Source organism: Ruegeria sp. BHSB064 (genome assembly GCF_059613205.1).
This window is the reverse complement of record NZ_JBXWSB010000004.1, coordinates 1-26,025: the sequence shown is the minus strand read 5'-3', so window position 1 is coordinate 26,025 and position 26,025 is coordinate 1. Positions and strand designations below refer to the sequence as shown.

At 58.0% G+C, this 26,025-nt stretch carries 27 protein-coding genes; 10 read left to right on the top strand and 17 right to left on the bottom strand.

Translation table 11 applies throughout. From position 1 onward, the window contains the following. Positions 1-139 precede the first annotated feature (139 nt). A complete protein-coding gene (locus AC2FNU_RS01620) occupies positions 140-997 on the top strand; it encodes a DUF2189 domain-containing protein (protein ID WP_496784405.1) in 858 nt (285 codons plus the stop codon). Positions 998-1,027: 30 nt separating this feature from the next. Here AC2FNU_RS01620 and AC2FNU_RS01615 read toward each other — a convergent pair whose 3' ends face one another. Both AC2FNU_RS01615 and AC2FNU_RS01610 read right to left on the bottom strand, forming a co-directional pair. After that, the gene (locus AC2FNU_RS01615) at positions 1,028-2,014 is read right to left on the bottom strand and encodes an NAD(P)H-quinone oxidoreductase (protein ID WP_496784404.1); all 987 of its coding nucleotides are present in this window, start codon (positions 2,012-2,014) and stop codon (positions 1,028-1,030) included. Between the two features lie 61 nt (positions 2,015-2,075). Then, a complete protein-coding gene (locus AC2FNU_RS01610; protein WP_496784403.1) occupies positions 2,076-2,768 on the bottom strand; it encodes a COQ9 family protein in 693 nt (230 codons plus the stop codon). A gap of 111 nt (positions 2,769-2,879) precedes the next feature. On the opposite strand from AC2FNU_RS01610, the gene rpsU reads away from it, so the two are divergent. Both rpsU and AC2FNU_RS01600 read left to right on the top strand, forming a co-directional pair. Then, complete coding sequence (gene rpsU, locus AC2FNU_RS01605; protein ID WP_005614280.1) at positions 2,880-3,086, top strand: 30S ribosomal protein S21; 207 nt, start codon at positions 2,880-2,882, stop codon at positions 3,084-3,086. A 295-nt stretch (positions 3,087-3,381) separates the two neighbouring features. Then, the gene (locus AC2FNU_RS01600) at positions 3,382-4,539 is read left to right on the top strand and encodes a CAP domain-containing protein (protein ID WP_496784402.1); all 1,158 of its coding nucleotides are present in this window, start codon (positions 3,382-3,384) and stop codon (positions 4,537-4,539) included. Positions 4,540-4,584: 45 nt separating this feature from the next. Here the strand turns inward: AC2FNU_RS01600 and ppk2 are convergent, their stop codons facing one another. Next, a complete protein-coding gene (gene ppk2, locus AC2FNU_RS01595; protein WP_496784401.1) occupies positions 4,585-5,502 on the bottom strand; it encodes a polyphosphate kinase 2 in 918 nt (305 codons plus the stop codon). Between the two features lie 289 nt (positions 5,503-5,791). On the opposite strand from ppk2, the gene AC2FNU_RS01590 reads away from it, so the two are divergent. Continuing rightward, positions 5,792-6,631 (top strand): CPBP family intramembrane glutamic endopeptidase, encoded by an 840-nt coding sequence (locus AC2FNU_RS01590; RefSeq protein ID WP_496784400.1) that lies wholly within the window; start codon positions 5,792-5,794, stop codon positions 6,629-6,631. A gap of 3 nt (positions 6,632-6,634) precedes the next feature. Here the strand turns inward: AC2FNU_RS01590 and AC2FNU_RS01585 are convergent, their stop codons facing one another. Then, positions 6,635-7,093, bottom strand: coding sequence for an Lrp/AsnC family transcriptional regulator (locus AC2FNU_RS01585; protein ID WP_171093819.1), 459 nt, complete (start codon positions 7,091-7,093; stop codon positions 6,635-6,637). A 135-nt stretch (positions 7,094-7,228) separates the two neighbouring features. Between AC2FNU_RS01585 and ald the strand changes: the two genes are divergently transcribed. Continuing rightward, positions 7,229-8,347 (top strand): alanine dehydrogenase, encoded by a 1,119-nt coding sequence (gene ald, locus AC2FNU_RS01580; RefSeq protein ID WP_171093821.1) that lies wholly within the window; start codon positions 7,229-7,231, stop codon positions 8,345-8,347. Between the two features lie 114 nt (positions 8,348-8,461). Here ald and AC2FNU_RS01575 read toward each other — a convergent pair whose 3' ends face one another. After that, entirely contained in the window at positions 8,462-9,274 is an 813-nt protein-coding gene (locus tag AC2FNU_RS01575) for a mechanosensitive ion channel family protein (protein ID WP_216600425.1), read from the bottom strand. A 209-nt stretch (positions 9,275-9,483) separates the two neighbouring features. Between AC2FNU_RS01575 and AC2FNU_RS01570 the strand changes: the two genes are divergently transcribed. Continuing rightward, positions 9,484-10,182: a glutathione S-transferase family protein gene (locus AC2FNU_RS01570; protein WP_496784399.1), complete on the top strand. Its 699-nt coding sequence runs from the start codon at positions 9,484-9,486 to the stop codon at positions 10,180-10,182. Positions 10,183-10,232: 50 nt separating this feature from the next. On the opposite strand, the gene AC2FNU_RS01565 is transcribed toward AC2FNU_RS01570, so the two are convergent. The 8 genes from AC2FNU_RS01565 to AC2FNU_RS01530 form a co-directional block, all read right to left on the bottom strand. Continuing rightward, positions 10,233-10,679: a YtoQ family protein gene (locus AC2FNU_RS01565; protein WP_496784398.1), complete on the bottom strand. Its 447-nt coding sequence runs from the start codon at positions 10,677-10,679 to the stop codon at positions 10,233-10,235. Positions 10,680-10,760: 81 nt separating this feature from the next. Beyond that, entirely contained in the window at positions 10,761-13,157 is a 2,397-nt protein-coding gene (pheT, locus tag AC2FNU_RS01560) for a phenylalanine--tRNA ligase subunit beta (protein WP_496784397.1), read from the bottom strand. A gap of 78 nt (positions 13,158-13,235) precedes the next feature. Continuing rightward, the gene (locus AC2FNU_RS01555; protein ID WP_496784396.1) at positions 13,236-14,042 is read right to left on the bottom strand and encodes a CE1 family esterase; all 807 of its coding nucleotides are present in this window, start codon (positions 14,040-14,042) and stop codon (positions 13,236-13,238) included. A gap of 838 nt (positions 14,043-14,880) precedes the next feature. Next, positions 14,881-15,954, bottom strand: a complete 1,074-nt coding sequence (gene pheS, locus AC2FNU_RS01550) for a phenylalanine--tRNA ligase subunit alpha (protein WP_171179000.1) — start codon at positions 15,952-15,954, stop codon at positions 14,881-14,883. Positions 15,955-16,025: 71 nt separating this feature from the next. Next, positions 16,026-17,396, bottom strand: coding sequence for a glutamate--cysteine ligase (locus tag AC2FNU_RS01545; RefSeq protein WP_496784395.1), 1,371 nt, complete (start codon positions 17,394-17,396; stop codon positions 16,026-16,028). 65 nt (positions 17,397-17,461) lie between these two features. After that, the gene (locus AC2FNU_RS01540) at positions 17,462-17,989 is read right to left on the bottom strand and encodes a hypothetical protein (protein ID WP_496784394.1); all 528 of its coding nucleotides are present in this window, start codon (positions 17,987-17,989) and stop codon (positions 17,462-17,464) included. Further along, positions 17,986-18,795 carry a hypothetical protein gene (locus tag AC2FNU_RS01535; RefSeq protein ID WP_496784393.1) on the bottom strand — a complete coding sequence of 270 codons (810 nt, stop codon included), beginning with the start codon at positions 18,793-18,795 and terminating at the stop codon, positions 17,986-17,988. Before AC2FNU_RS01535 ends, AC2FNU_RS01540 begins: the two co-directional genes overlap by 4 nt. Further along, positions 18,792-19,517 carry a 16S rRNA (uracil(1498)-N(3))-methyltransferase gene (locus AC2FNU_RS01530; RefSeq protein ID WP_496784392.1) on the bottom strand — a complete coding sequence of 242 codons (726 nt, stop codon included), beginning with the start codon at positions 19,515-19,517 and terminating at the stop codon, positions 18,792-18,794. Before AC2FNU_RS01530 ends, AC2FNU_RS01535 begins: the two co-directional genes overlap by 4 nt. A gap of 12 nt (positions 19,518-19,529) precedes the next feature. Here AC2FNU_RS01530 and ubiA point away from each other — a divergent pair, with 12 nt between their 5' ends. From ubiA to AC2FNU_RS01515, 3 genes are all read left to right on the top strand, one after another. Then, complete coding sequence (gene ubiA / locus AC2FNU_RS01525; RefSeq protein ID WP_496784391.1) at positions 19,530-20,492, top strand: 4-hydroxybenzoate octaprenyltransferase; 963 nt, start codon at positions 19,530-19,532, stop codon at positions 20,490-20,492. A gap of 64 nt (positions 20,493-20,556) precedes the next feature. Next, positions 20,557-22,476 carry an OmpA family protein gene (locus AC2FNU_RS01520; protein WP_496784390.1) on the top strand — a complete coding sequence of 640 codons (1,920 nt, stop codon included), beginning with the start codon at positions 20,557-20,559 and terminating at the stop codon, positions 22,474-22,476. A gap of 1 nt (position 22,477) precedes the next feature. After that, positions 22,478-22,798, top strand: a complete 321-nt coding sequence (locus AC2FNU_RS01515) for a hypothetical protein (RefSeq protein WP_170446384.1) — start codon at positions 22,478-22,480, stop codon at positions 22,796-22,798. Positions 22,799-22,819: 21 nt separating this feature from the next. Here the strand turns inward: AC2FNU_RS01515 and AC2FNU_RS01510 are convergent, their stop codons facing one another. Continuing rightward, positions 22,820-24,028, bottom strand: a complete 1,209-nt coding sequence (locus tag AC2FNU_RS01510; RefSeq protein ID WP_496784389.1) for a trans-sulfuration enzyme family protein — start codon at positions 24,026-24,028, stop codon at positions 22,820-22,822. Between the two features lie 362 nt (positions 24,029-24,390). On the opposite strand from AC2FNU_RS01510, the gene AC2FNU_RS01505 reads away from it, so the two are divergent. Continuing rightward, positions 24,391-24,921: a hypothetical protein gene (locus tag AC2FNU_RS01505; protein ID WP_496784388.1), complete on the top strand. Its 531-nt coding sequence runs from the start codon at positions 24,391-24,393 to the stop codon at positions 24,919-24,921. Positions 24,922-24,967: 46 nt separating this feature from the next. On the opposite strand, the gene AC2FNU_RS01500 is transcribed toward AC2FNU_RS01505, so the two are convergent. The 3 genes from AC2FNU_RS01500 to AC2FNU_RS01490 all read right to left on the bottom strand — a co-directional run. Then, a complete protein-coding gene (locus AC2FNU_RS01500; RefSeq protein ID WP_496784387.1) occupies positions 24,968-25,411 on the bottom strand; it encodes a molybdenum cofactor biosynthesis protein MoaE in 444 nt (147 codons plus the stop codon). Between the two features lie 3 nt (positions 25,412-25,414). Continuing rightward, entirely contained in the window at positions 25,415-25,660 is a 246-nt protein-coding gene (moaD, locus tag AC2FNU_RS01495; RefSeq protein WP_171093853.1) for a molybdopterin converting factor subunit 1, read from the bottom strand. Between the two features lie 3 nt (positions 25,661-25,663). Further along, a partial coding sequence (locus AC2FNU_RS01490; RefSeq protein WP_496784386.1) for a CDP-alcohol phosphatidyltransferase family protein occupies positions 25,664-26,025 on the bottom strand: 362 nt, incomplete at its 5' end.

The window sequence follows — 26,025 nt, the reverse complement described above, 5'->3', positions numbered from 1 at the left end:
CGTCTGATGCCAGACTATTGATCTGGATTTCGCAAAACTGTGCTATACTGCAACCAGGCGTTGCCGGCTGGTCCGGCCACGGGCAACGTGATGCCGGATCCGCCCCGCGGCGCAGTTTTCGCCAGGGAAGGGGAGGAAAATGGCCAAAACAATCGGAAACCCGATCAGCTGGACCGCCCGAAATCTCGGGGCGGCAGGTGATCATGTCACTGAAAGCGTCTCGCGCCTGGGCAGTGCGGACACCAAAGAGCTGCCAATGGTGCAAACCTTGACGCTGCAAGACCTGCGCGCCTGTCTGCGCGCGGGCTACGACGACTTTCTCGAAACACGGGCGGATGCCGTGTTCATTGTGTTGATCTACCCGATCGCCGGGCTCTTGATGTTCGGCTTTGCCTTAAATGTGAATCTGGTGCCGCTTCTGGCTCCGCTTGTCGCCGGTTTTGCCTTGATCGGACCAGTCGCCGCCGTCGGGCTTTACGAGATAAGCCGCAAGCGTGAACAGGGCAGTGCAGTGCATTGGCTGGATGCGTTCGGTGTCTTCAGATCACCGTCTTTCGGTGCAATTCTTGTACTTGGTTTCTACCTGGTCATGCTGCTTTTGATCTGGCTGATGGTCGCACAGACCATTCACACCTATACAATGGGCCCTGAAGTACCCGCATCCCTTGGTGCTTTTGTTGCGCAGGTGTTCTCTACTTCTGCGGGATGGGCGATGATTGTCGTCGGGACCGCTGTTGGCTTTCTGTTTGCCCTTTGCGCATTGGCGGTCAGCGTTGTCAGCTTTCCATTGCTGCTGGACCGCAAGGTGGGGCTGCCGGTGGCGGTTGTGACATCGTTTCGCGTTCTGCGTGAGAACCCCGGCGTCATTCTGACCTGGGGGTTCATCGTGGCGGCCCTGCTGTTTCTGGGCGCATTGCCGATGTTGTTGGGTCTGATCGTGGTGATGCCTGTTCTGGGCCATGCCACATGGCATCTGTACCGCCGCGCGGTTGCGTGAACGCGCGGGACAATTCCGCGCATTCATTAATCAGCCCGCGACTTTGAGGACAATCTTGCCAATATGGCCAGAGCTTTCCATGCGTGCATGCGCAGCGGCAGCCTCGGCCAGTTCAAATTCGCTGTCCATAACCGGTGCAACCTTTCCCGCCTCAAGCAGAGGCCAGGCGGCTTCGCGCAGGTCTTGCGCGATCTGTGCTTTGGCCAAATCACTCTGCGGGCGCAATGTGCTGCCTGTCAGGGTCAGACGTTTGACCATCATCAGGGCAAAGTTCAGTTCGACCACGGGGCCTTGCAGGAACGCGATCTGAACCAGCCTGCCATCCTCGGCCAACGCTTTGACATTTCGCGGGATGTAGTCACCGCCCACCATATCGAGGATCAGGTTCGCGCCGCCCTCGGCCCGCAGGGCAGCCACAAAATCCTCGTCACGGTAATTGATCGCCTTTTCCGCACCCAGCTTGACGCAAGCCTCACATTTCTCATCGGACCCAGCGGTCGCAAAAACACGCGCACCAAAAGCATTGGCCAGTTGGATTGCCGTTGTGCCGATCCCGCTGGAGCCCCCGTGAACCAGAAACCGCTCACCCGCTTTCAGACCGCCACGGGTGAATACGTTGGACCAGACGGTGAAAAAGGTTTCCGGCAGACACGCCGCTTCTTTCATTCCCATCCCCGCAGGCACTGGCAGACAATGGGCGGCCGGCGTGGCGACGTATTCGGCATAGCCCCCACCCGGCAGCAACGCGCAAACCTGATCTCCGATCGACAACCCCTCGACCCCTGCGCCTATGGCAACCACCTCGCCCGAGGCCTCAAGCCCGGGCAAGTCGCTGGCCCCGGGCGGCGGATCGTAAGCCCCGGCGCGCTGCAACGCATCAGGGCGGTTCACGCCTGCATAGGCGACTTTCAACACCACCTGTCCGGCATCCGGCTCGGGAACAGGGCGTTCGGTCAGTTGCAAAACATCGGGACCACCCGGTTTGGTGATCTCAACAGCGCGCATCATCTGGGTCATAGGCTCCTCCTTTGCCCAATGCCTAACAGGCATATGGGTCAAGGCCCAGCACCAAGATGTTCTACTTTCGGGGGTTCAGGATACCTGGAAGATCGGCCCGCATTTTCATGGGCGCTTTCACCTGTCCGGCCAGCCAGTTTGGAACCGCCAGAAACGGTTTCAACACCGGATTGTCGCGCACCTGCGCCTTGAGCTTTTCAAACTCCATGACATTGTCAATCCGGCGGTCCAGGAATTCCCACGTTCGCTGATGATCGGGGCTGTCATCGCCCAGCCAGAACAGCAACGTCGAAGAATAGACACCCGACAGAGTGGCCCGTTTCGTGTACCAGTTCACATCGTCCGATGTGTCGCCCAGCGCATCCCAGATCAGATCGCAGGTTTGCCAAACGGCCTTGGCCCCATCAGCCGCGTGGGTCGGCAGGGAAAACAGCGTCATGCCACGGCGCACCAGCTCTTTGTCTTCGACCGCCTGCAACCGGAACCGAACTGCGGCGGCAACCTTGTCGCGGAATTTCAGCCCGCTCAGATCTTCGGACTTGATGCGATCCAGCATCGCCTGATCGCCGCGTGCGTGATAGGCCAGCGCCAGATCAACCGCCCCGCGCGGACAAATCGCACGGGCCAGACCGTTATCCAGGCCACAATCGGAAATAGACGCGCGAAAACTGGTTTCCGACCAGCCGTCGAAGGGAACATGGATCAGCATCGCATCCAAAAGCTGCTGTTTTGCATCTTCATATGTGGTCGTCATGACGGTTCTCCGGTTGTCGGGCCCAGTACTAGACAAGTTAGGGCGGCTTTGCTATACGGCCAACTCCTGCAATTTCCTTGCAACTCTATCTAGAAAGGTGGTGACAACCACATGCAGGTTAGTGTTCGCGACAATAACGTCGATCAGGCGCTTCGTGCCCTGAAGAAAAAGCTGCAGCGCGAAGGCGTGTTCCGTGAAATGAAGCTGAAGCAACATTTCGAGAAACCGTCCGAGAAAAAAGCGCGTGAGAAAGCTGAAGCGATTCGTCGTGCCCGTAAACTGGCACGCAAGAAAGCCCAGCGCGAAGGTCTGCTGTAAGACTTTCCTCATCCGGCTTTGGATGACACTATTTGACGACCCCCGAGGCCACGCCCGGGGGTTTGTCGTTTCAGGGTTCGGTTTTATTCCGCCGACTCGTGGTTCAGGGTGTGCGACAAGCCGCCATTTCCCCACCAGCAACATTTTGCCCGGCATTTTGCAGCGCAGCGAATCCCGCATTGGTAGCATTGCCCTGCCAGAATTCGCCTAAAAATTTTGCACCTCTATCTGATCTCACCAAGCCGCTTGTAACTGGCGACGTCCAATCGGACGACACTTACAGACGGAGGCTACCATGTCGACTGCAAGTTCAATCGAGCAAGAAATGCTGGCGCTGATCAACGCCGAGCGCACATCCCGTGGACTCAATTCGCTGCAATTGGAAAGACAGCTGAACGAGTCATCAGAAGATCACAGCAGCTGGATGCTGGAAACGGACATTTTCAGCCATACAGGTGAAGGCGGTTCCAGCGCGACAGAGCGTATGCAGGACGCAGGTTTTGATCTGTCCGGCAGTTGGCGCACTGGCGAGAACATCGCCTGGCAATCAGAGCGCGGTGCGCCGGGTATCAGCGATGACGTAGCCCAACTGCACCAAAATCTTATGAACAGCCCGGGGCACCGTGCGAACATTCTGAACCCTGATTTCGATTACATCGGCATCGGCATTGAAACCGGCGACATGCAAGGGTTTGACGCAGTGATGGTCACTCAGAATTTCGCTGCCACTGACGGTGCGGTGATGCTGGATAATGGCAATGCGCCGGTTCCGCCCGTGGACGATGTGGCTGAACCTCAGGATCCCGATACTGAAACGCCTGACACTGATGTAGCGGAACCTGAGGACCCAGGTACTGAAACGCCAGACGTTGATGTGGCCGAGCCAGAGGACCCGGGTACTGAGACGCCAGACACTGACGTGACCGAGCCCGAGGAGCCGGATGCCGAAACGCCCGACACCGATGTGGCCGAGCCCGAGGAGCCAGATACCGAAACGCCCGACACCGATGTGGCCGAGCCTGAGGAGCCGGATACCGAAACGCCCGATACTGATGTAGCCGAGCCTGAGGAACCGGATACCGAAACGCCAGACACTGATGTAGCCGAGCCTGAGGATCCGGATGCCGAAACACCCGATACAGACGTGGCCGAGCCTGCGCCTGAAACTCCCGTTACAGAAGAACCGGGTGGGTGCTTTGACGTGGCAGCCTTCCTTGCCGAGCTGGAAGCTTTCATCAACAACGTTCTGGCGCAGATTGATCAGTTCGATTGGGCAACCGATGACATGAACCCGTCGGACGCAGTCGAAGATGACATGGTGGTCGTCGAAACCGATGATGTGGATCCGGTCGAAGACCCCGTTGCCACTTGCTATGATGCAGACGGAACAGAGGGCGCGGACATCTATGTGTTCAATTTCTACGACACTGGTTGCATGACCGAAGCCGCCTGATACGACCATTAATACGGGGCGGCTGGTCCGCCCCGTATGTCCCAATCAATATATCTTTGGCACGTATAGCTCATCCGGTAACACGCGGCGCTCATAGTCCGGGTTGTATCTGCGATCGGGCAGATTGACCTTTTCTTGTGGTACGTCCGTGTAGGGGATCTTGGTCAGAAGATGTTCGATACAGTTCAGCCGCTCGCGCTTTTTGTCGTTACCTTCGACGATGTACCAAGGAGCTTCGGGGATGTTGGTCCGGAAAAACATATCCTCTTTGGCTTTGGTATAGGATTCCCAGCGAATGCGGGATTCCAGATCCATCGGCGACAGCTTCCATTGTTTCATCGGGTCGTGAATACGCATGAGGAATCGCAATTGCTGTTCTTCATCCGTGATCGAGAACCAGTATTTCAGCAGAATGATTCCTGATCGCACCAGCATCCGTTCAAATTCGGGAACGTCCTGAAAGAACTGCTCGACCTGATCCTCGGACGCAAAACCCATCACCCGTTCTACGCCCGCTCGATTGTACCATGACCGGTCAAACAACACGATTTCACCCGCCGCAGGCAGATGCGGCACGTAGCGCTGGAAATACCACTGGCTTTGCTCGCGGCGGCTGGGCGCGGGCAGAGCGACCACACGCGCAACACGCGGATTCAGACGCTGGGTGATCCGTTTGATCACCCCCCCTTTGCCGGCACTGTCGCGGCCTTCGAACAAAATACAGACCTTGGCACCGGTGTGCTGAACCCAATCCTGCACTTTGATCAGCTCAGCCTGCAGGCGCAGCAGGTTGCGGAAATAAACCTTGCGATCCAGCATATCCGGGTGCTGTTCCCGATAGATCTTCCGCACTTCCATCGACAGCATCGGTTCGCTGAACTCGATCTCAAAATCTTCGTCCAACGTGTCTTCCAATTCGGCCTCAAGCCAATCTTTGGGTCCACCGTTGTTTTCGTAAGCCAAGGTCAGCTCCTTTTTTTGTTATCGGGTTCGAACCATATCGGGCCTGTGTAACCGCCTGATGTCATCAGATAAATTGATGCAAGACGACGACGCCCAATGCTGCCGAAGCATCTGAAAATCCAGACGGTGCGGGCTTATGGTCTTTCTCCCAAATGTGAACGCCCAACCCAGAGGTTACAAGCGTCAGAATTGACGCAAGGCAGAACATAAGAACACACAGCGTGCGGAATGCTTGCATTGCCTCGATTTTGTACGGCAAGACTGTCTGGACTTACGGGATGCAAAGCGCGTGACATTCTTTCTTTCTCTTCTACCAGCGGTCTGGCCTTGGTCGATTCTGATCGCCGCGCAGGTAACTGCGCTTGTGGGGCGCAAGGCGGTCGCGCTGTCACTGCTGGTTCTGTTTGCAAGCATTGCCTCAGCAACGGGGCTGATGTCACTTCTGGCAATTGCGGCTGTGGTCGGTGGGCTGGCCGGAGCCGCCGTGCTGCCGTACTTGAAAGGTTGGCGCGCGGTCACAGGACATGCGCTTTTGATCCTGTGGTGTCTGGCCATGGGTGCGCATCTTCTACCCGGATTTCAGAACCTGAAAGTGTTGGATCAGGTGCAGGCTGGTGCAGCCAGCACTGGGTTCACAATGCATCTGAATCTGGACAAACCGATGGTCTTCTTCGCCGTTCTTCTGGCCTGGCCCGGGATGCTTCAAACCGCCATTCAGACCAAATTCGGCCCGCTGGCGGCAGGGCTGCTGCTGTTGCCGGGGCTGTTTCTATTGGGTCTTGCCGTCGGCGCGATACAGCCAGAATTTTCGATCCCACCGTGGTGGCTGGTCTTTGTCCTGTCCAACTTGTTTTTGACCTGCCTGACGGAAGAAGCCTTCTTTCGTGGCTACCTGCAATCCGCCATCACCTCACGTCTTGGCGCCGTCGGAGGAGTGATTGCGGCTAGCCTGCTGTTCGGGTTGGCTCACTTTGGCGGCGGACCGGCACTGGTGGTCTTTGCCTCAATTCTCGGGTTGGCCTGCGGCTTGGGGTATTATGCAACGCAGCGTCTTTGGGTGCCCGTTGCGATGCATTTCGGGTTCAATCTGGTGCACCTGCTGCTGTTCACCTATCCCGGCCCTGCCTGAAAGTCAGACCGGTAAAGCAGTGGTCTTGAACACAGTGCGCAAAGCAAACGAGCTTTGCATTTGCGCCACCCCGGGCAATCGCGACAGATATTGCCGGTGAATACGCGCAAAATCCTCGGTGTTTTCAGCCACCACTTTCAGAATATAGTCCGCTGTCCCGGCCATAAGGTGGCATTCCAAAACGTCGGGAATACGCGCCACTGCCTTTTCAAAGGAATCCAACACCTCTTCGGCCTGCCCTTGCAGGGTAATCTCGACAAAGACGGTTGTAGGCACGTTCATCTTGCGGGCATCCAGCAACGCCACATAGTTGCGGATGAACCCCTCGACCTCGAGACGCTGAACACGCCGATGGCAGGCAGACGGGGACAGGTTGACCTGCTCGGACAGTTCCGAATTCGACATCCGGCCGTTTTTCTGGAGGGCGGCCAGAATCTTTCTATCAGTCGTATCCAAGGCCATTCGTGCAATTCCTTTGCGGGATTTACATCTTATACAGGAGATTCTTCCAAAGAAAATTCCCCGTGCACGTTTTCTTTCACAGAAATTGCACACCGGAATGCACATAATTTAAGCAGTTTATGAACGGAGACCTCCATGAAAATCGGTTGCCCCAAGGAAATCAAACCTCAGGAATTCCGCGTCGGCATGACGCCAAACGCCGCTCAGGAAGCGGTTGCCCGCGGTCACGAAGTGCTGATCGAAACCGGCGCAGGCATTGGCGCTGGTTTTGACAATGACGCCTATGTTGCCGCAGGCGCCCGCATCATCGACACCGCGGAAGAAGTGTTCGCCACCGCTGACATGATCGTCAAGGTCAAGGAGCCGCAGGCTGTCGAACGCAAAATGCTGCGTGAAGGTCAGTTGCTGTTCACATATCTGCATCTGGCACCCGACCCAGAACAAACCCATGACCTGCTGGAATCGGGCTGTACAGCAATCGCCTATGAAACCGTAACCGATGCCAATGGCGGTCTTCCTCTGCTGGCGCCGATGTCCGAAGTTGCGGGTCGTCTGGCGCCTCAGGTTGGCTCTTGGACCCTGCAGAAGGCCAATGGCGGACGCGGTGTTCTGATGGGCGGCGTTCCCGGTGTTGGCCCGGCAAAAGTCGTTGTGATCGGTGGCGGTGTCGTGGGTACGCACGCAGCCAAGATCGCGGCTGGCATGGGTGCGGATGTTACCGTTCTGGATCGCTCTCTCCCGCGGCTGCGTTATCTGGATGATGTCTTTGGTGGGACCTTCAAGAACCAATATTCCACGGCGGGTGCCACGGCCGAGCTGATCCGGGATGCCGATATGGTCATCGGTGCCGTTCTGATCCCAGGCGCTGCGGCTCCGAAACTTGTGTCGCGTGCTCAATTGTCGACGATGAAGCCGGGCGCGGTTCTGGTCGACGTTGCCATCGATCAGGGCGGGTGCTTCGAGACTTCGAAAGCCACCACCCATGCCGACCCGATCTACGACGTCGATGGCATCATGCATTACTGCGTGGCAAACATGCCCGGCGCTGTGGCGCGTACTTCGACCATCGCATTGGGCAACGCCACGATGCCCTTCATGCTGTCTCTGGCCGACAAGGGCTGGAAACAGGCGTGTCAGGACGATCCGCATCTTCTGGAAGGTCTGAACGTTCATGCAGGGCAGCTGACGTACTATGCCGTCGGCAAAGCCCTTGGTATCGACGTGGTTTCGCCCAACGTGGTCGTCAAATCCTAAGCTTGGATGGTTTTAAACCTCAGTTTGTAAACCAAAAAGGCACCGCGCGTTCGCGCGGTGCCCAGCCCAACAGTTGGTGGGCATATTCCTTGCCCGATCGACAGGCGGGATCCGTCACCCCTGTTTCTGAATTTCCACTGCGTGTGGGTAAGGGATCGAGATACCCTTGTCGTCAAAGGCTTCTTTCACAGCTTTGGTCAGTTCGAATTTGGCATCCCAATAATCCGCCGCATCACACCAGAGCCGCGCCGTCAGGTCCACTGAACTGTCCCCAAGATTGGTGACCTTGACCCAAGGCTCGGGATCGCTGTGAATGCGGTCGTCCGCTTTGGCCACGTCCAAGATGATCTGCATCGCCTTGTCAGCACTGTCACCATAATCAATACCGAACACCAGATCGACGCGACGCGTGTCATGCGCCGAAAAGTTGGTGATGATCGATCCCCAGGACTGACCGTTCGGGACGATGATCTGCACGTTGTCTGGTGTCACCAGTTCTGTGGTGAACAGGTTCAGATCCTTCACAGTTCCTGCTGTACCGCCAATATCCACGTACTGACCCAGTTTGTAGGGCCGGAAGACGACCAGCATAACCCCGGCAGCCAAATCGCTGAGCGTGCCTTGCAGCGCCAGACCGATGGCCAACGAAGCGGCACCCAATATGGCAACAATGCTTGTCGCTTCGATCCCGAAGATGCCCAGAACGGCAACCAGAACCATGGCCAGAATGGCCCATTTGACAAGGCTCGCCATAAAGTTCCCAAGGGTGGGATCGATATGTGGCGTCGAATTGATCCGGCGGCGCACCATGCCACCGATTGCACCAGCCACAATCCAGCCCAGGATCAGAACGACAAGCGCCTTGACCGCATTCATGATCAGCGGGGCGTATGCACCCACCTGTGTTACGACCTCATCCACGCGCATCTCCTTTCAACAGCAAGAAACCCGCGAGGTTTTCGCGGGGGTCACCGGATTGTGAGCCAAGATTGCGTTCCGGTCTAGGTGCGAGTTTGGCTGGAGTTCCCCGTTGTTCGTCAGAAAACACGGCCTGACCGAAAATGCACATCCCAAAGGGCTTACATGACCACGCATTGACACCTAACTTTCTAAAGACACTTAAGCAGGAGCCCCCAATGCTGGACAACAAACCTCATCCGATCATGGCCCGCTGGCCCGCCCAATCCCCCGACAAGATCCAGCTCTATTCGTATCCAACCCCAAACGGCGTCAAAGCGTCGATCATGCTTGAGGAAACCGGCCTGCCGTACGAGGCCCATCTGGTGACATTGGCGGATGCCGACGTCAAAAGCCCCGAGTTCCTGTCGCTGAACCCGAACAACAAGATCCCTGCGATCATCGATCCCAACGGCCCCGATGGTGAACCGCTTGCCCTGTTCGAAAGCGGGGCGATCCTGCTCTACCTCGCAGAGAAATCAGGACAGTTGCTGGGACAGAGCGCAGCCGACAAACACCGCATCACCCAGTGGCTGATGTTTCAAATGGGCGGGGTCGGTCCGATGTTCGGTCAGCTGGGCTTTTTCCACAAATTTGCGGGCAGCGAGATCGAAGACCCCCGCCCCCGCGACCGCTATATCAACGAGGCCAAACGCCTGTTGAACGTGGTCAACACCCAGCTTGAAGGGCGGGACTGGATCGCAGGCGACTATTCAATCGCCGACATTGCCCTGGCGCCGTGGCTGAATGCGTTGGATTTCTACGGCGCGAAAGACGTTGTCGGTTGGGACGACCACGCCAATGTCGTCGCCTATGTTGACCGCTTCATGCAGCGCCCGGCGGTGCAGCGCGGCAAGAACATACCCGCGCGCGGCTAAACGATTGAATGCTTGCAAGGGTGCCTGTGGTGGCACCCTATTTGCTTGTCTCAGCCAGGCAGCGCACCTGTCAGTACGTAGCGCAGTATTTCCACCACCTGAGCTGGCTCTTCCGCCACGGCAAGCGCGGCCGCGTCAACTTCTTTCAACGCGTGCTGATGATCCGGGCCATGCAGAACGATGATCGACTTGCCAAGTGCCGCCGCATAGCCCGCGTCAAAGGCGGCGTTCCACTGTTTGTACTTGTCTCCAAACCGAACAACCACAACGTCCGCATCCGCAATCCCCTTACGGGTTCGGATCGCATTGACCATCGCGCCTTTATGGTCGTGCCAATACTTGTTCGGCTCGGTCCCCAGAATGGCAACACCGCAATCATCGCTGGCGGCATGATCGGTCACAGGGCTGTTGAATGTCACATCCAATCCTTGTGCCCCCTCAATGATCTGTTCCCGCCAATCGGTGTGAATTTCGCCCGAGAGGTAAACGTTCAGCATCTTCAGTCCTCCGCAAACACAGAAAGGGCGCCGCCGCCCCTTCATCTTTTCAAAAATACTCTCGCCGAAGGCGATCCTGAGTTACCCGCGCAGGACGCCGCCGGTCGCCTTGGTGACTTTCGAGATGATCTTTTCGGCCACCGCTTCGATGTCCTTTTCCTTCAGCGTCGTGTCCGTCGGCTGCAACCGCACGGTGATGGCCAGAGATTTCTTCCCTTCACCCAGGCTGCCGCCGATGAATTCATCAAATACACGCACGTCCTCGATCAGCGCCTTGTCGGCACCGGCTGCGGCATTGACCAGCGTCAGGGCTTCGACGCCCTCATCGACGACAAAGGCAAAGTCACGTTCAACCGCTTGAAGGTCACGCAACTCAAGCGCGGCGCGGGTGGCACCGGATTTACGGGGCATGGGCACCTCGTCCGGCCAGATGGTGAATGCCATCGCCGGGCCTTTGATGTCCATGGCCTGCAAGATGCGCGGGTGCAATTCACCAAACACGCCCAGTACCTTCTTTGGGCCCAGACAAATCTTGCCGTGACGGCCCGGGTGCCACCAGGCATCACCGTCGCGCAGGATCTGCACCTTCACGGGCGCGCCGATCGCGGCCAGCACCGCCTCGGCATCCGCCTTGACGTCGAACACGTCGACCGGGCGAGACGCGCCATGCACATCCTTTGGCCCATCACGACCGACCAGCAGGCCGGTGATCTGGGTTTTCTGATCGCCGGGCTCTCCGTCATGGAAGACCGGGCCAACCTCGAACAATGCAACGTCCGCAAAACCGCGCGCCTGATTGCGGGCCGCCGCCTGCAACAGGCCGGGCAGCAAGTCGGGGCGCATGTGGCTCATCTCGGACGAGATCGGGTTTTCCAGTTGGGTCGCTTCATCACCGCCGCCGAACAGCGCTGCGGACGCCTGATCAATGAAGGTGTAGGACACACATTCATTATAGCCCAGCGCGGCACAGGTCCGACGCGCCATGGACTGACGGCGCTGCGTTGGCGTCATAACCGCCTTGGGGATACCATCCGTCACGCGCGGCAGCGGTTTGCCCTGCAACTTGGTCAGCGACGCGATCCGGGCAACCTCTTCCACCAGATCGGCCTCACCCATGATATCAGGGCGCCAGCTAGGCACATGAGCCATCTCACCCTCAAGGCGGAAACCCAGCCGGGTCAGGGTTTGACGCTGTTCGCTTTCCGGAATGTCCATGCCGACCAGAGACTGCACCCGTGCCGCATCCAGCTTATACGCCCGCCCGTGGTTCGGGGCCTTGCCCGCTTCGACCACATTGGACGCTTCGCCGCCACAGATATCCAGGATCATCTGCGTAGCGTGTTCCAACCCTTCGCGGGTGTATTCCGGATCAACACCGCGCTCGAACCGATAGCGTGCGTCCGAATTGATCTTGAGCGCACGACCCGTAAGGGCAATCTGCACATGATCCCAGAACGCGCTTTCGAGGAAGACGTTAACCGTCTCTTCGGTGCAGCCTGTTTCCTCGCCGCCCATGATGCCGGCGATCGATTCCGGGCCTTTGTCGTCCGAAATCACCATCATACCGGGCTGTAAGGTGTATTCTTTCTCATCCAGCGCCACCAGCGTCTCGCCACCTTTGGCGCGATGCACCCGCAGGTTGCCTTGCACTTTATCCGCATCAAACACGTGCAGCGGGCGGTTGTGGTCGAAGGTCATATAGTTGGTGATGTCCACCAGCGCCGAGATTGGACGCAAGCCAATAGCCTTCAACTGATCCTGCAACCACTGCGGGCTGGGGCCGTTCTTGACCCCGCGGATCAGTCGCCCGGTGAAATGCGGCGCGCCGTCCAACGTGTCCTCGTCAATGCTGACCTTGATCGGGCACTCGAAATCCCCGGGAACCGGCACATAGTCACGCTGTTTCAGCGTGCCGATACCGCGTGCAGCCAGATCGCGGGCAATCCCCTCAACGCCCAGCGCATCGGGCCGGTTCGGCGTGATCGCAATCTCTATCATCGGATCGACCTTCGACGGATCGTTCTCGGCCAGCCAGTCCACAAATTTGTCGCCAACTTCACCGGAAGGCAGCTCGATGATGCCGTCATGCTCCTCCGACAGCTCCAGCTCGCGCTCGGAGGCCATCATGCCAAAGCTTTCGACGCCCCGGATCTTGCCGACGCTGATGGTGATATCCAGACCGGGGATGTACATGCCCGGCTTGCAAACCACGACGGTGATGCCTTCACGCGCGTTCGGGGCCCCGCAGATGATCTGCAGATCACCCTCGTCCGTCGCAACCGTGCAAACCCGCAGCTTGTCAGCGTCGGGGTGTTTCTCGGCATGTTTAACATGGCCCAGTGTAAAGCCCGCCAAACGGTCCGCCGGGTTCACGATCTCTTCGACCTCCAGGCCAAGGTCGGTCAGCGCCTCGGCGATCTCATCAACCGAAGCGTCAGTGTCGAGGTGGTCTTTCAGCCAGGACAGAGTGAATTTCATTGCACGGGGCCTTTTTTGGCAGATATCCAGTCGGCACAGGCAATGGCAAAGAATGGACCAAGGTGCAAGCGCTGTGCGTCACGGATAGGTGGGGGTGCGGCCCAAAAGCTCGTCCAATTGCCACCCGATCCAGCCATGCGGGATGAAATGCCCGCCCGGATGGGTGTCCAGCACCACCTGCCCCTGCGCGCAATCAGTCCATTCCACGCGGCTGAGCGTCAGGATCGGCACCACGCTCCAATCACCGCGCGGTGTTGCTCCGTTACAGTTGTACTTTTCGCGCCACAGGGCCACCGGATAGGTCGTGTCTCCATTTGCGCCAAAAGGAAAATCCATCACCGTATCGCTGAGGCCATGCACATGGCGCGCCTCACGCGGGCCTTCGGGGCAGTTTTCGGTCTGGCGGATGCTGCCCGCAACGGCCAGCAAAGCGGCAATGTCATTGCCCGACTGGCAGACATAGCGCCACGCCATCGCGCCGCCGAAGGAATAACCCGAGACATAGATGCGGTCAGGGTCAATCGGATAGCGCTTGGCCACATCCTTGAGCACCGCATCGGCAAAAGGCACATCGCCAGTGTCCGAGGTCCAGAAATCCCAGCTTTTGCCCAGCCCGTTCGGGGCAACCAACAACACGCCACGCAGCTTCGTGGCCCCGGCAATGCGTTCGTGGTTCACCACCACGGTCCCCTGCCGCGCCCAGCCGTGGAAATGCAGCAATACGGGCATAGGCGTTTCACCGTCCCAGCCCTCGGGCTCCAGCACGTGGTACGAGCGGTCGCCGACCTCACAAGCCGTATCGCCGTGGCAGTCGGTGTTCCAAGGCCCCATGGCGAAGGCGGGGGAGGCGGTCAGCAGCAGAAGGCAAAGCAGTCGATAGATCATACGCGTGACCCTAGCGAGACTTTCCGCGCTGTCACATAACATATCAGTGTAGAAGGCCGTTGATCGGGCGTAGGCCGGGCTTCAGCCCGGCACCCATCCATCGCACATGGCGGGCTGAAGCCCGCCCTACACCCGCCCAACATCAGATCAGACCGCAAGCCGCGCCATTTCCAGACCGCGGGGTGGCGATCCAAGGGTTGTGCTGCACACTTTATGCCAGCCAAATCCGCGCGCTGTTCGAGCGTTGCGCTGGCGGAGACAAATCGCCAGCCCGTGCGGGCGGTCTGGCGATGGCGCGGCGGCCTATCGGTCTTTGCTCGGCGCCAAAAACTATGAACCCATTGGCTTCGACAGGCACCACGTCCTAATTACTTGAAGCTGTCTTTGATACGGCCCGGGAGGTCACGAAGCCTCTTCTGGCACATTGCCGAAGTCAGTTCCCCTGTTTCATATGGCAAGTGTACATTCACAACTTGAAACCCACCTATCCGTTGGCGACTTAGGTTACAGAAGTTGACAGAAATCTCACCTGACTCTCTCGCCATGTCATCAGCGTGCGGTGCGATTTGCTGCGACCAACGCTCTGATTCTTCAAGAACGCTAGAGGGAGCATTGACATCTAGGCAGTCAAAAGTCCTGCCATCACTCCCAGCAAAATAGACAACCTGGTTCGATGAAAACCCGTCAGGGAAAGCACTTCGGATCTCCGCAACCGTGTCCTGCCAAACCTTGAAACATAGGTGGTCTTTTTCGACTTGCTCTGCTGAGGAGAGGCTTGGGATTGCACCAAGCACAAGCCCGAAAACCACTTGAGAGGCATACCTCAACAAGTTTTGGCTCACCGAGACAAACCACCATGCAGGTTCGGCATATCCAGCGCCGCGAACCCGTAGTGCCGCAGCCAGCGCAGATCGCTGTCAAAGAACGCCCGCAGATCCGGAATGCCGTATTTCAGCATCGCCAGACGATCGATCCCAATCCCGAACGCAAAGCCCTGATAGACCTCGGGATCAATCCCACCGGCGGCGATCACCTTGGGGTGGACCATGCCGGAGCCCAGAATCTCCATCCAGTCGTCACCCTCGCCGATCTTCAGCTGACCGTTGTCCCAGGAACAGCGGATATCGACCTCGGCCGACGGTTCGGTGAAGGGGAAGTGCGAGGCGCGGAAGCGCAGCTCGACATCGTCGACCTCGAAAAACGCCTTCACGAACTCTTCCAGAACCCATTTCAGGTTCGCCATCGAGATGTCTTTGTCGATGGCCAGCCCTTCGACCTGATGGAACATCGGCGTGTGGGTCTGGTCATAGTCGGCGCGGTACACGCCGCCCGGACAGATCACGCGGATCGGCGCGCCCTGTTTCTCCATCGACCGGATCTGCACAGGGGACGTATGGGTCCGCAGCACGTGCGGCGGGCGGTTGTCGCCCTCGGCACGGTGCATGTAGAACGTGTCCATCTCGGCCCGCGCGGGGTGGTGGCCGGGGATGTTCAGGGCGTCGAAATTGTACCAATCGGTCTCGATCCGCGGCCCTTCGGCCACCGAGAAGCCCAGTTCAGCAAAGATCGCGGTCAGTTCCTCGGTCGCCTGGCTGATCGGGTGGATCGAGCCCTGACGGCGTGCGCGGGTCGGCAGGGTGACGTCCAGCCATTCGGTACGCAGTCGTTCATCCAGCGCAGCATCGGCCAGCGCGGCTTTCTTTGCGGACAGGGCCGAGTTGATCTCATCCTTCAGGGCGTTCAGCGCGGGGCCTGCAACCTGACGTTCCTCGGGCGTCATCTTGCCCAGCTCGCGCATCTTCAACGCGACCTCGCCTTTTTTGCCGACAGCCGCGACGCGGATCGCCTCAAGCGCGTTTTCGTCGCCTGCTTCGGCGATTTGGCCCAGATATTTTGCCTTAAGATCGTCCATGACGGCCCTCTGAATTTGGTCGAGAACCTGCTATCGGCCCCGCCCTGCGAATGCAAGCGGGACGGTGCGGATCAATAGCTGTATTCCGGGAAAATCCGGGTCAGGTCGCCATTCCAGTCGCCATTGTAGTGATCCAGCAACTCATCTGCCGGAACCTTACCAGTGTCGATACTTTCCTTGAGCGCATTCAGGAAATGCGTCTCATCCGGGACCAGACCCCCTGCACCGGGGCGCGCGCGGGCCTTCAACCCGGCCTCAGAGATCGCAACAACCTCACGCGCCAGATCGTGCATGTTGATGTCGCCGACCTGCGCCTGAAGGCCATGGACCGCAGCTTGCACGCGAAGCTCTTCGCGTGTTTCCGCATCCCAGCCCTTGACCAGATCCCACGCCGCATCCAGCGCGCCCTGATCATAAGTCAAACCAACCCAGAAGGCAGGCAGCGCACACAGGCGACGCCATGGGCCACCATCGGCCCCGCGCATCTCCATATATTTCTTGATCCGCGCTTCGGGGAAGGCCGTGGTCAGATGATCGGCCCAATCGCTGAGGGTCGGTGTTTCACCGGGCAAAGCAGGCAGCTCACCCTTGAGGAAATCGCGGAACGACATGCCCAGCGCGTTGATATACTGGCCATCGCGATAGACAAAATACATCGGCACATCGAGCGCATATTGCACATAGCGTTCGAATCCAAAGCCGTCTTCGAACACAAAGGGCAGCATGCCCGTGCGCGCATCATCCAGATGCCGCCAGATATGGCTGCGCCAGCTTTTCTGACCGTTTGGCTTGCCTTCAAAGAAGGGCGAATTGGCAAACAGCGCCGTCGCCACAGGCTGAAGCGCCAGCGCAACGCGCAGTTTCTGCACCATGTCGGCCTCGGACCCGAAGTCGATATTGACCTGAACCGTGCAGGTCCGCCGCATCATGGCGCGGCCCATAGTGCCGACCTTTTCCATATAGTCGTTCATCAACCGATAACGCCCCTTGGGCATCAAGGGCATTTCCTCGTGAGTCCATATCGGGGCCGCGCCCAGACCAATGAAACCTACGCCGATCTCGTCGGCGATGTCCTTCACCTCACGCAGGTGGGTGTTTACCTCATCGCAGGTCTCGTGAATCGTCTCGAGCGGGGCACCGGACAGCTCCAGCGCGCCACCGGGTTCCAGGCTGACATTCGCGCCATCTTTCTCCAGACCGATCAGCTTATCGCCTTCGCGCACTTCGCCCCAGCCATGGCGATCCCGCAGACCTTCCAGCACGGCCACAATCGAGCGTTTGCCTTCGAAAGGCAGCGGCTTCAGCGTGTCTTTGCAATAGCCGAACTTTTCGTGCTCGGTGCCGATGCGCCAGTCTTCTTTGGGCTTGCAGCCTGATTCCAGATATTCGGCCAGTTGCTCATGGCGTTCGATCGGACCGCCGCCGGACTGAGGGATGGACATGAACCGTGCTCCGATCCTGATGTGTCTGTCTTGAAGGTCAGTCGTGGTCGTAAATGACGCCAGTGTCAATGCAACCGCATATGCGCCGGGCGCGATGGGGTGCGTTCCCAGATGACAACCGGATGCCGCGATTTGCCGTTGAGTTCTGACAGCATTTGTTCGGTTTTCAGGCCCGGAAGGCTGGAGAATACATCAAACAAAGCTTCCGCCCCTTCTGCATTCACAGGAATGTGAAGCGCCGGCTGTCCCGACTGATCCAAAACCCAATGCGCAGGGTTCGAAGTCGGATCAAGCGCGAGCCGTTCGATCTCACGTGTGGCAACGATGCCGCCGTCCAAAGGACCCAGATAGGTGATCTGACCTTCGTCGACGGTCACCACACCCTGCCCGCCTGCACCCGTTCTGAACCGGGCGCGTTGCACACCAATGACGGCCAGCGCCGCGGACACCAAGATCAGGAACCAGCCTACCCAAGCCAGCAACCCACCCGGCCCGCTGACCCAGCTAAGGCCCAGAATCAGGACAAATGCCGCAACCAGAACTTCGCGCCAACGCCACAGGGCAAGTTTCGCTTCGGGTCGAAAAAAACTCATCTGTATTCCCCTGCAGAAACGCCCGAATACGGTGCCTGAATTGCCTCAAACTGCATGGACGTGAAATCGTGCACCAATTGACGATTTTCAATATCATCCACATCGGACATTCGCATCTGATATAACTTGCCGTTTTCCGCCCATTGCACGCTGTCGCCAAAGCGGTCCGCCCATTCCCATCCCGAACAATTCATTGCCTGTCCACCATTGGGTGGCAACAATGTGTAATGACTGGATATTAGTGCTCTGGCCTTTTTTCCGACCGTGAATTTCTGGCTCAAGGTCCAGTTTTCAGCGAGTTTCAGCCTTAACTCGACCTCGTATCTTTCGCCGCCCGTGCGGACCCAACCCCTTTGCTGCAAGCGAGACACGACAAGATCGCCCATGTGAAACCCGTCAGTCGAATGCGGGAAGTGGTCGGTTTCGGCTGCTCTCAGATCATCCGGCAGGTCCTCAGTCGGCGTTGCCCCGTTCAACCAGAGCCTGCCGTCCGCCGTGAATGCGCCACCGCCGAGCCAGCTGTCGGATTGCGGCCAGTACGCAACAGCCGTCAGCCACGGCGCTTTGGACACGGCCGTCCAGCAGCGACCACCCTTGCACGCAAAGTAAACAAGATGTTGCCCTGACGGGGACAGATCGCATCTGTGTTCGTGGATTCGGGCCGCAAGCCATTGCCCAAGTCTGACAGTACCCGTGCGGCGGTCCCACATCAAAACGGCAACATGGTCGGTCGGACCGCGGCGCAAAACAACTGCCTGATCTGACCCCAAAGCCGTCAATACGTGCAATCGGGGCGGTGGTGTCACGCCCAATCCCCCAGCGCCTGCTGCCACATGGTCAGCGCTGCAACGGCTGCCGTATCCGCCCGCAGGATACGCGGGCCCAGACTGACCACATGCGCATAGGGCAATGCTGTCAGTCGGGCGCGTTCTTTGTCGGAAAAGCCACCTTCGGGGCCGATGAGAATCGCCCATGGCCGTCCTTTTTCACTAGCGGCCAATCGCAGGGCCGAGCCGACCTCGGCCTCGTTGCAGAACATCAACTGACGGTCTTCGGGCCAACTGTCCAAAACCCGATCCAGCCGCTGCAAATCGGTGACTTCGGGCACGAAGGTGCCGCCACACTGTTCTGCAGCCTCGACCGCATGGGCCTGCAATCGGTCCTGTCGGATACGTTCGGAATTGGTGAACTCGGTCTGGACGGGCAGGATGCGGGCCGCACCCATCTCGGTCGCTTTTTCGACGATGAAATCGGTGCGGGCCTTTTTGATCGGCGCAAACAGGAACCACAGATCAGGCGGCAATTGCAAAGGTTTGGTCTGTTCAAGGCAGGTCAGTATTCCACCCCGCTTGCCCGCTTCGGCCACTTCAGCCAACCATTCGCCATCCCGGCTGTTGAACAAGGCCACAGCCCCGCCAACCGACAGGCGCATCACGCCAAACAGGTAATGCGCCTGGTCGCGCGTCAAAGGAACCGATTGCCCCTGACCCAAGGGCTGCTCTACATACAGTCTGATCTTCGCACTCATGAGACCTTACATATGCAAGGCAATGCCCCAACACCAGACGGTCAAGTCGCCGATGCCGTAACCGGCAATTGGGTCGACACTTATGCACCGGCCTTTGCCCGCCCTTATCTGCGCCTCAGCCGAGCGGACCGACCCATTGGAACGTGGCTGTTGCTGATTCCATGTTGGTGGGGCTTGGCCTTGGCCATCCTGCACGACGGTCAGCCCCGTTGGGAAGATCTGTGGATTGCCGTTGGATGCGCACTGGGTGCGTTTCTGATGCGAGGGGCCGGGTGTACCTGGAACGACATCACGGATCGGGACTTCGACGGGCAGGTTGAGCGCACCCGTTCACGCCCTATCCCTTCGGGGCAGGTCAGCGTCCGACAGGCTGCGGTGTGGATGATCCTGCAATGCCTGCTGGCGCTGGGAATCCTGCTCAGCTTCAATCAGGCGGCGATTGCAATGGGCGTTTTGTCCCTGCTGCCGGTGACAATCTACCCTTACGCGAAGAGGTTCACATGGTGGCCGCAGGTGTTCCTTGGGCTGGCCTTCAACTGGGGCGCGCTTTTGGCCTGGGCAGCACATAGCGGCTCGGTCGGGTGGCCTGCAATTTCACTATATCTGGCGGGCATCGCGTGGACCCTGTTCTACGATACGATCTACGCGCATCAGGATGCCGAGGATGACGAGTTGATCGGGATAAAGTCCACGGCGCGCCTGTTCGGCAAAGATACGGCGAAGTGGCTGAAATACTTTCTGGTGGCAACAATTTCATTTATGGGGCTGGCCATCATCGATGCAGGCGTGCCGGACGCTTCGATTCTGGCGCTGGTTGTTGCGCTATGCGGCCCTTGGGCGATGGGCTGGCACATGATGTGGCAGCTGCGCGGTCTGGATCTGGAAGACAATGCCAAGCTGCTGCAATTGTTCCGCGTCAACCGCGACACCGGCTTGATTCCGCTGATCTTCCTTTGCGTCGCTTTGCTGCTCTGATTGCACCTGCCGAATGGGGGCTGTAAAGATCGGCCCAAACGCCTGAGGAGTGTCAAACCCAAGCATGCGTCTGCCGTACTTTATTGCTGTATTGCTTATTTTTCTGGTCTCGGCCGGACTGTCCCTCGTGGCCGCCAGCTACGCTGTTACAAAGATCGAAGAGACATCCGAATTCGCTGTGCGTCGATCACTGGACCTTAAAGGACATGACTGGGCCGAGGTCGAATCCGACGGGCTGCGTGTGGTGCTGACAGGCACCGCGCCGGATGAAGCCACCCGTTTCAACGCGCTGACCGCTGCCGGAACCGAGGTCGATACATCCCGGGTGATCGACGAAATGGAGGTCGCGGCCACCTCGGCGCTGGCCCCACCCCGCTTTTCGGCAGAGATCCTGCGTAACGACAGCGGTATCTCGATCATCGGTCTGATCCCTGCCAGCGAGGACAGGGCTGATCTGATCGACCGGCTGAGCAATCTGGACCGAAGCGTTGCAATTTCAGATTTGATGGAAACAGCAGATTATCCCAAGCCCGACGGCTGGGATGCAGCGATGTCCTTCGCCATCGAAGCCCTAGCGCGGTTGCCTCGCGCCAAGATTTCCGCCAGTTCGGGATTGGTCAAGATCACCGCGATTGCAGACAGCCAGGACGAAAAACAACGGCTCGAGCAAGAGTTGACGCGCGCCGCGCCGACCAGTCTGCGGATTGGATTGGCAATCTCGGCACCACGCCCCGTCATCACGCCATTCACTCTGCGTTTCTTGATCGACGAAGACGGCGGGCAGTTTGACGCCTGTTCCGCGCAGGATGAAAAGGCGCGCGACCGGATCGTGGCCGCCGCACGTGATGCAGGGTTGCAGGGCACCTATACGTGCACAATCGGTCTGGGAGAGCCTTCGCCACGTTGGCCGGAAGCTGCCGAACAAAGCATTCAGGCCCTGTCAAAAATCGGTAAGGGTACCGTCACCTTGTCAGATGCAGACATTACGCTGGTTGCCGCACAGGGAACGGACCCTGCTCAGTTTGACCGGGTTGTGGGTGAACTTGAAACCGCCTTGCCACCTGTCTTTGCATTGCATGCCGTGTTGCCGGAACCCGAAGACACGGATGCGACCGGCCCGGTTGAGTTCTCGGCCACCCGCAGCCCCGAAGGCCTGGTACAGCTGCGCGGGCGTCTGGGCGATGAAACCCTGCGTGACATGGTCGACAGTTATGCTCGTGCCGCGTTTGGGTCCAATCAAGTTTACACAGCCACCCGCATCGTGACCGATCTGCCTTCGGACTGGCCTGTCCGTGTTCTGGCCGGGCTGGAAGCATTGGCGCAGCTGCATAATGGCGCTTTGACCGTGACGCCTGATACAGTGGAGTTGACAGGGCTCAGCCACGAAGAAGACGCCAAGGCCCGTATCGCAGGTCAGTTGTCGGATAAGCTGGGCGAGGGGCAGGAATTCATTCTGACGATCACATATCAGCCTCCGCCGGAACCCGAAGACGCCCTGCCAGACCCGGAAGTCTGTGAACAACAGATCGCTGAACTCCAGGCCGCCAGCAAAATCGCCTTCGAACCCGGATCGGCCACGATTGCGTCGGATTCACGCGACACCGTGAACCAGATCGCAGACATCCTGCGGGACTGCGGCCCCATCCGGCTGGAGATTCAGGGTCACACAGACAGCCAGGGCCGGGAAGAGATGAACCAGCAGCTCAGTCAGGCTCGGGCCCAGTCCATCCTGAACGAACTGCGCGGGCGTCGCATTCCCACCAGCAGCTACACGGCAGTCGGTTACGGCGAAACGCAGCCCATCGCGGATAACGACACCGAAGAAGGCCGGGAAGAAAACCGTCGCATTGAATTCCGCCTGATCCGCCCCGAGCCTGTCGAGGCCAATGAAACGGGTCTCGAAGCACTTGAGGCAGAGGCTGACGCGCCTGAAGCAGACCAGACCGACACGACCGCATCAGATGCGGATGCAGAGGACCAGTAAGTTGAACAGAATAGAATTCATCATCGCCACGGCCATCATTCTGTTTGCGGCCTTCTGCATGGGCTGGTTTGCCAACTGGCTGGCACACCGCCTGTCCCGCGTCCGCCAAAGCGATGTGGCCGATCTGGACCGGATGAGTCAGGAACTGCACGAGGCCGAAGAAACCCGTGATCAGGCCATCACCTATCTTCAGCAGCGCGAGGCAGAGCTGACCAATCAGCTGACCCAGACCGAGGCTGAGCTGGCCGCCGCCATGGACGGTCTGCGTGCCGCACGGCAAGAGGCCGAAGAATTGCGCGGGCGGATCAACAACGCTGACTGATGCGCCCGCGACCTGATCGGGTCACAGTATCTGTTCAAGATCCGTGATCAGATCCTCGGGGTCTTCCAGACCAACCGACAGCCGGAATACACCATCCCCGGCGTAATCCCGGTAGCTTTGCAGCTGCGCCCCTTCCAAACGGAATGAGGTCTGCATCAAAGCCTCTGTTCCCATCCAGAAAATCAGACTGCGATGGTGGCCCAATGACACGGCGTAATGGACGATCTTCAGTTTGTCGATCATCTGCTGTGCCAGTGCTTCTCCGGTGGCATTGTCGCCCACCTGAAAGGTGATCATGCCAGATGAATTCCGCATCTGCCGCTGTGCCAGTTCGTATTGTGGGTGTGATTTCAGGCCCGGATACACAACTTTGGTGACGGCCCCGCGTGTTTCAAGCCATTCGGCAACCGCCATGGCCCCCGCCTGATGCGCCTTCATTCGAAGCGGCAAAGTTGCCATACCGCGGGCGATCATCCACGCGTTGAAAGGTGACATGATGCTGCCGTGATGAATGGCCGACTCGTTGCGGATCTTCTCGATCAACTCTTTGCGGCCCGCTACCGCTCCGCCGATGGCGTCACCATGCCCGCCTATGAACTTGGTCACGGAGTGCATGATCAGATCGACGCCCAAATCTTTGCTGGGTTGACCAAGCGGAGACGCAAAGGTGGCATCACAGGACAACAAAGCCCCGGCATCTTGTGCAATGGCTGAAACCGCAGCCAGATCGGTCAATCGCCCGATTGGGTTCACCGGTGTTTCCGTATGGATCAGCCGCGTGTTCGGCCTGATCGCTGCTGACACCGCCGCCAGATCAGACATGTTGACGGTGCTGACCTCGATCCCCAAGCGCGGCAGCGTGTCCCGCGCCAGCTCGGCCACGCCCGCATAAGACACGTCAGAGACGATCACGTGATCCCCGGCAGACAGGAAGGTCAGGAAAATCGCAGTTGCAGCCGCCATGCCTGACGCCAGACAGATACAATCCTCGGTGCCTTCCAAGGCGCTGATCTTGGTTTCAAGCGTTCGCACGTTGGGGTTGGCCCAGCGCCCATAAAGGTAGGGGGCCTCTTCCTCGAGATCATGGGCCGAGAACCCGGCCACCTGACCAGTGACAAAAGTCGAGGACATATGCAAAGCCGGTGCAGATGCACCATTGGTCGGGTCCGGTTCTTCGCCCGCATGAATAGCGCGCGTCGCAAGACCCTTGTTTCTCAAATCGTTTTGCATGGGGATGTCCTCTTGATCCGGTTGATCGGATTAAGCGTGAGCCCAAACGCCAACGTCTAGAGGGGAAATGTGCCAAGTATAGTTTAAAAACGACCACAACATTCACCCCGCACTTTTTGCTTAGCATCAATAGCGGTTCAATACGTCGACCAACATGAAGACTACGACACTGGAGGAAGGATCAGCGGAACAGGCTAATTTGTAGTTCTGAACAAACGATAGGCGAGAGACGAATTGATCGGCGTGTTTTGGCCTACACGCCCAGTTCGACTTCAACTTCATTAATAAATTCAATAATATGAATTGGTGCGATTTTGCCTGCACATACTTAAGTCCGCTATTCAACAAAACTGGAGTGAACTATGTATCTCAAGCCAATATTGAAGACTGCCGCAACATTAACAGCACTTTTCGCGACATCCGCTTTTGCCTCAAGCGATGTTATACCATCCGAGAACGACACCTTTACAAAATGGGGCGAAGAATCTGGTTGGACTATCTTTGTCGATGAAACCCGCGGATCATGCTTGATTGAGCGCGTGGATGAGAACAACAATGTCGTTCAAATGGGCCTGACCAAGGATCAGGAAATGGGCTATCTTGGTGTCTTCACGCAAAATGACATCGGCTTGAAAGGTAAGAAGGAGAAAATCTTCTTGTCACTTGACGGAAACGTTTATGAGGCCGAAGCACGCAAGAAAACCAAGCATTTGGCTGAAGGATATACCGGAGGCTATATCTTGGCGAACAACGCGCAATTCGTTGATGACGTTATGAAAAAATACGAAATGACAGTGTTCCCCGAAAAAGAGTTCGCGTTCACTGTAAGCCTGGACGGAACGCTGAAGGCCATTGAAGCCGCTCGCACATGTAATTCCGAACAGAGCAGCTAAAGTCTTGTGTTCAACTCCGGCACCTGAACTTGGGTGCCGGACGCTCCTACCACCGGGTTAGTGCGTCTTCGTCTTCGTCCTTGGCGGCAACCCACTCCGCACCGGCCCCAGTGATTTCTTTCTTCCAGAAGGGTGCGCGGGATTTCAGGTAATCCATCAGATATTCAGCCGCTTCAAACGCGTCCTTGCGGTGCGGCGCTGCGGTGGCCACCATCATGATCCGTTCGCCCGGGGCCAGGCGACCATGGCGGTGGATCACCAACACATCACCCAGTGACCAACGATCCTTGGCTTCCTGAGCAATCTTGGTCAGGGCACGTTCGGTCATGCCCGGATAATGTTCGATCTCCATCACATCCAGATCACCGCTTGCAAGATCGCGTACGACGCCGGTGAAGGTGACAATGGCACCGTTGGCATCATCCCCGGCGGCAAAGGCGTTGGCCTCAGCGCCCAGATCGAAAGCCTCTTCCTGAACGGAGATCTTCATCGCTTAACCACCTGTCATCGGTGGGAAAAATGCAACCTCACGCACACCGGTCAGCGAGGCATCAAAATCTGAAAGCTCCTGATCCAATGCCACGCGCAGGGCTGACAAATCGGCAAAAGCCGCTGCGTAACGTTCTTCCCTTGCGCTCAGCTCTGCCACAAGATCGCTGACCGTGGCAGCGCTGGTTTCGACTTTTTCCTTTGGCAAACCGATGCGTTCGCGCACCCATGCAAAGTACAACACATCCATCGCTTAGCTCTCCTTCAGATGCGGCATGGCTTTACGTAAGTAGTCATAACCGGTGATCAATGTCAGCGTTGCGGCGATCCACAGCAGCCACAGCCCAATCTGACCAGCCCAATACATGCCTTCGACATTCCAGCGCAGATGGTTCACGTCTTCAACCTGTCCCGTGATGATCTGCTCAACCAGTTCAGCATCCATTCCGAAGCTCGCCATAACGGCATAGTGTTCAAAGATACCTTGCGAAAACAGAACCGCGATGGCGACCATCTGTGCTGTGGTCTTCCACTTGGCCAGCTTCGTAACCTTCAGCGTCCCCGCCACATCGCCCAGAAATTCACGCAGGCCCGAGACAAAAACCTCGCGGAACA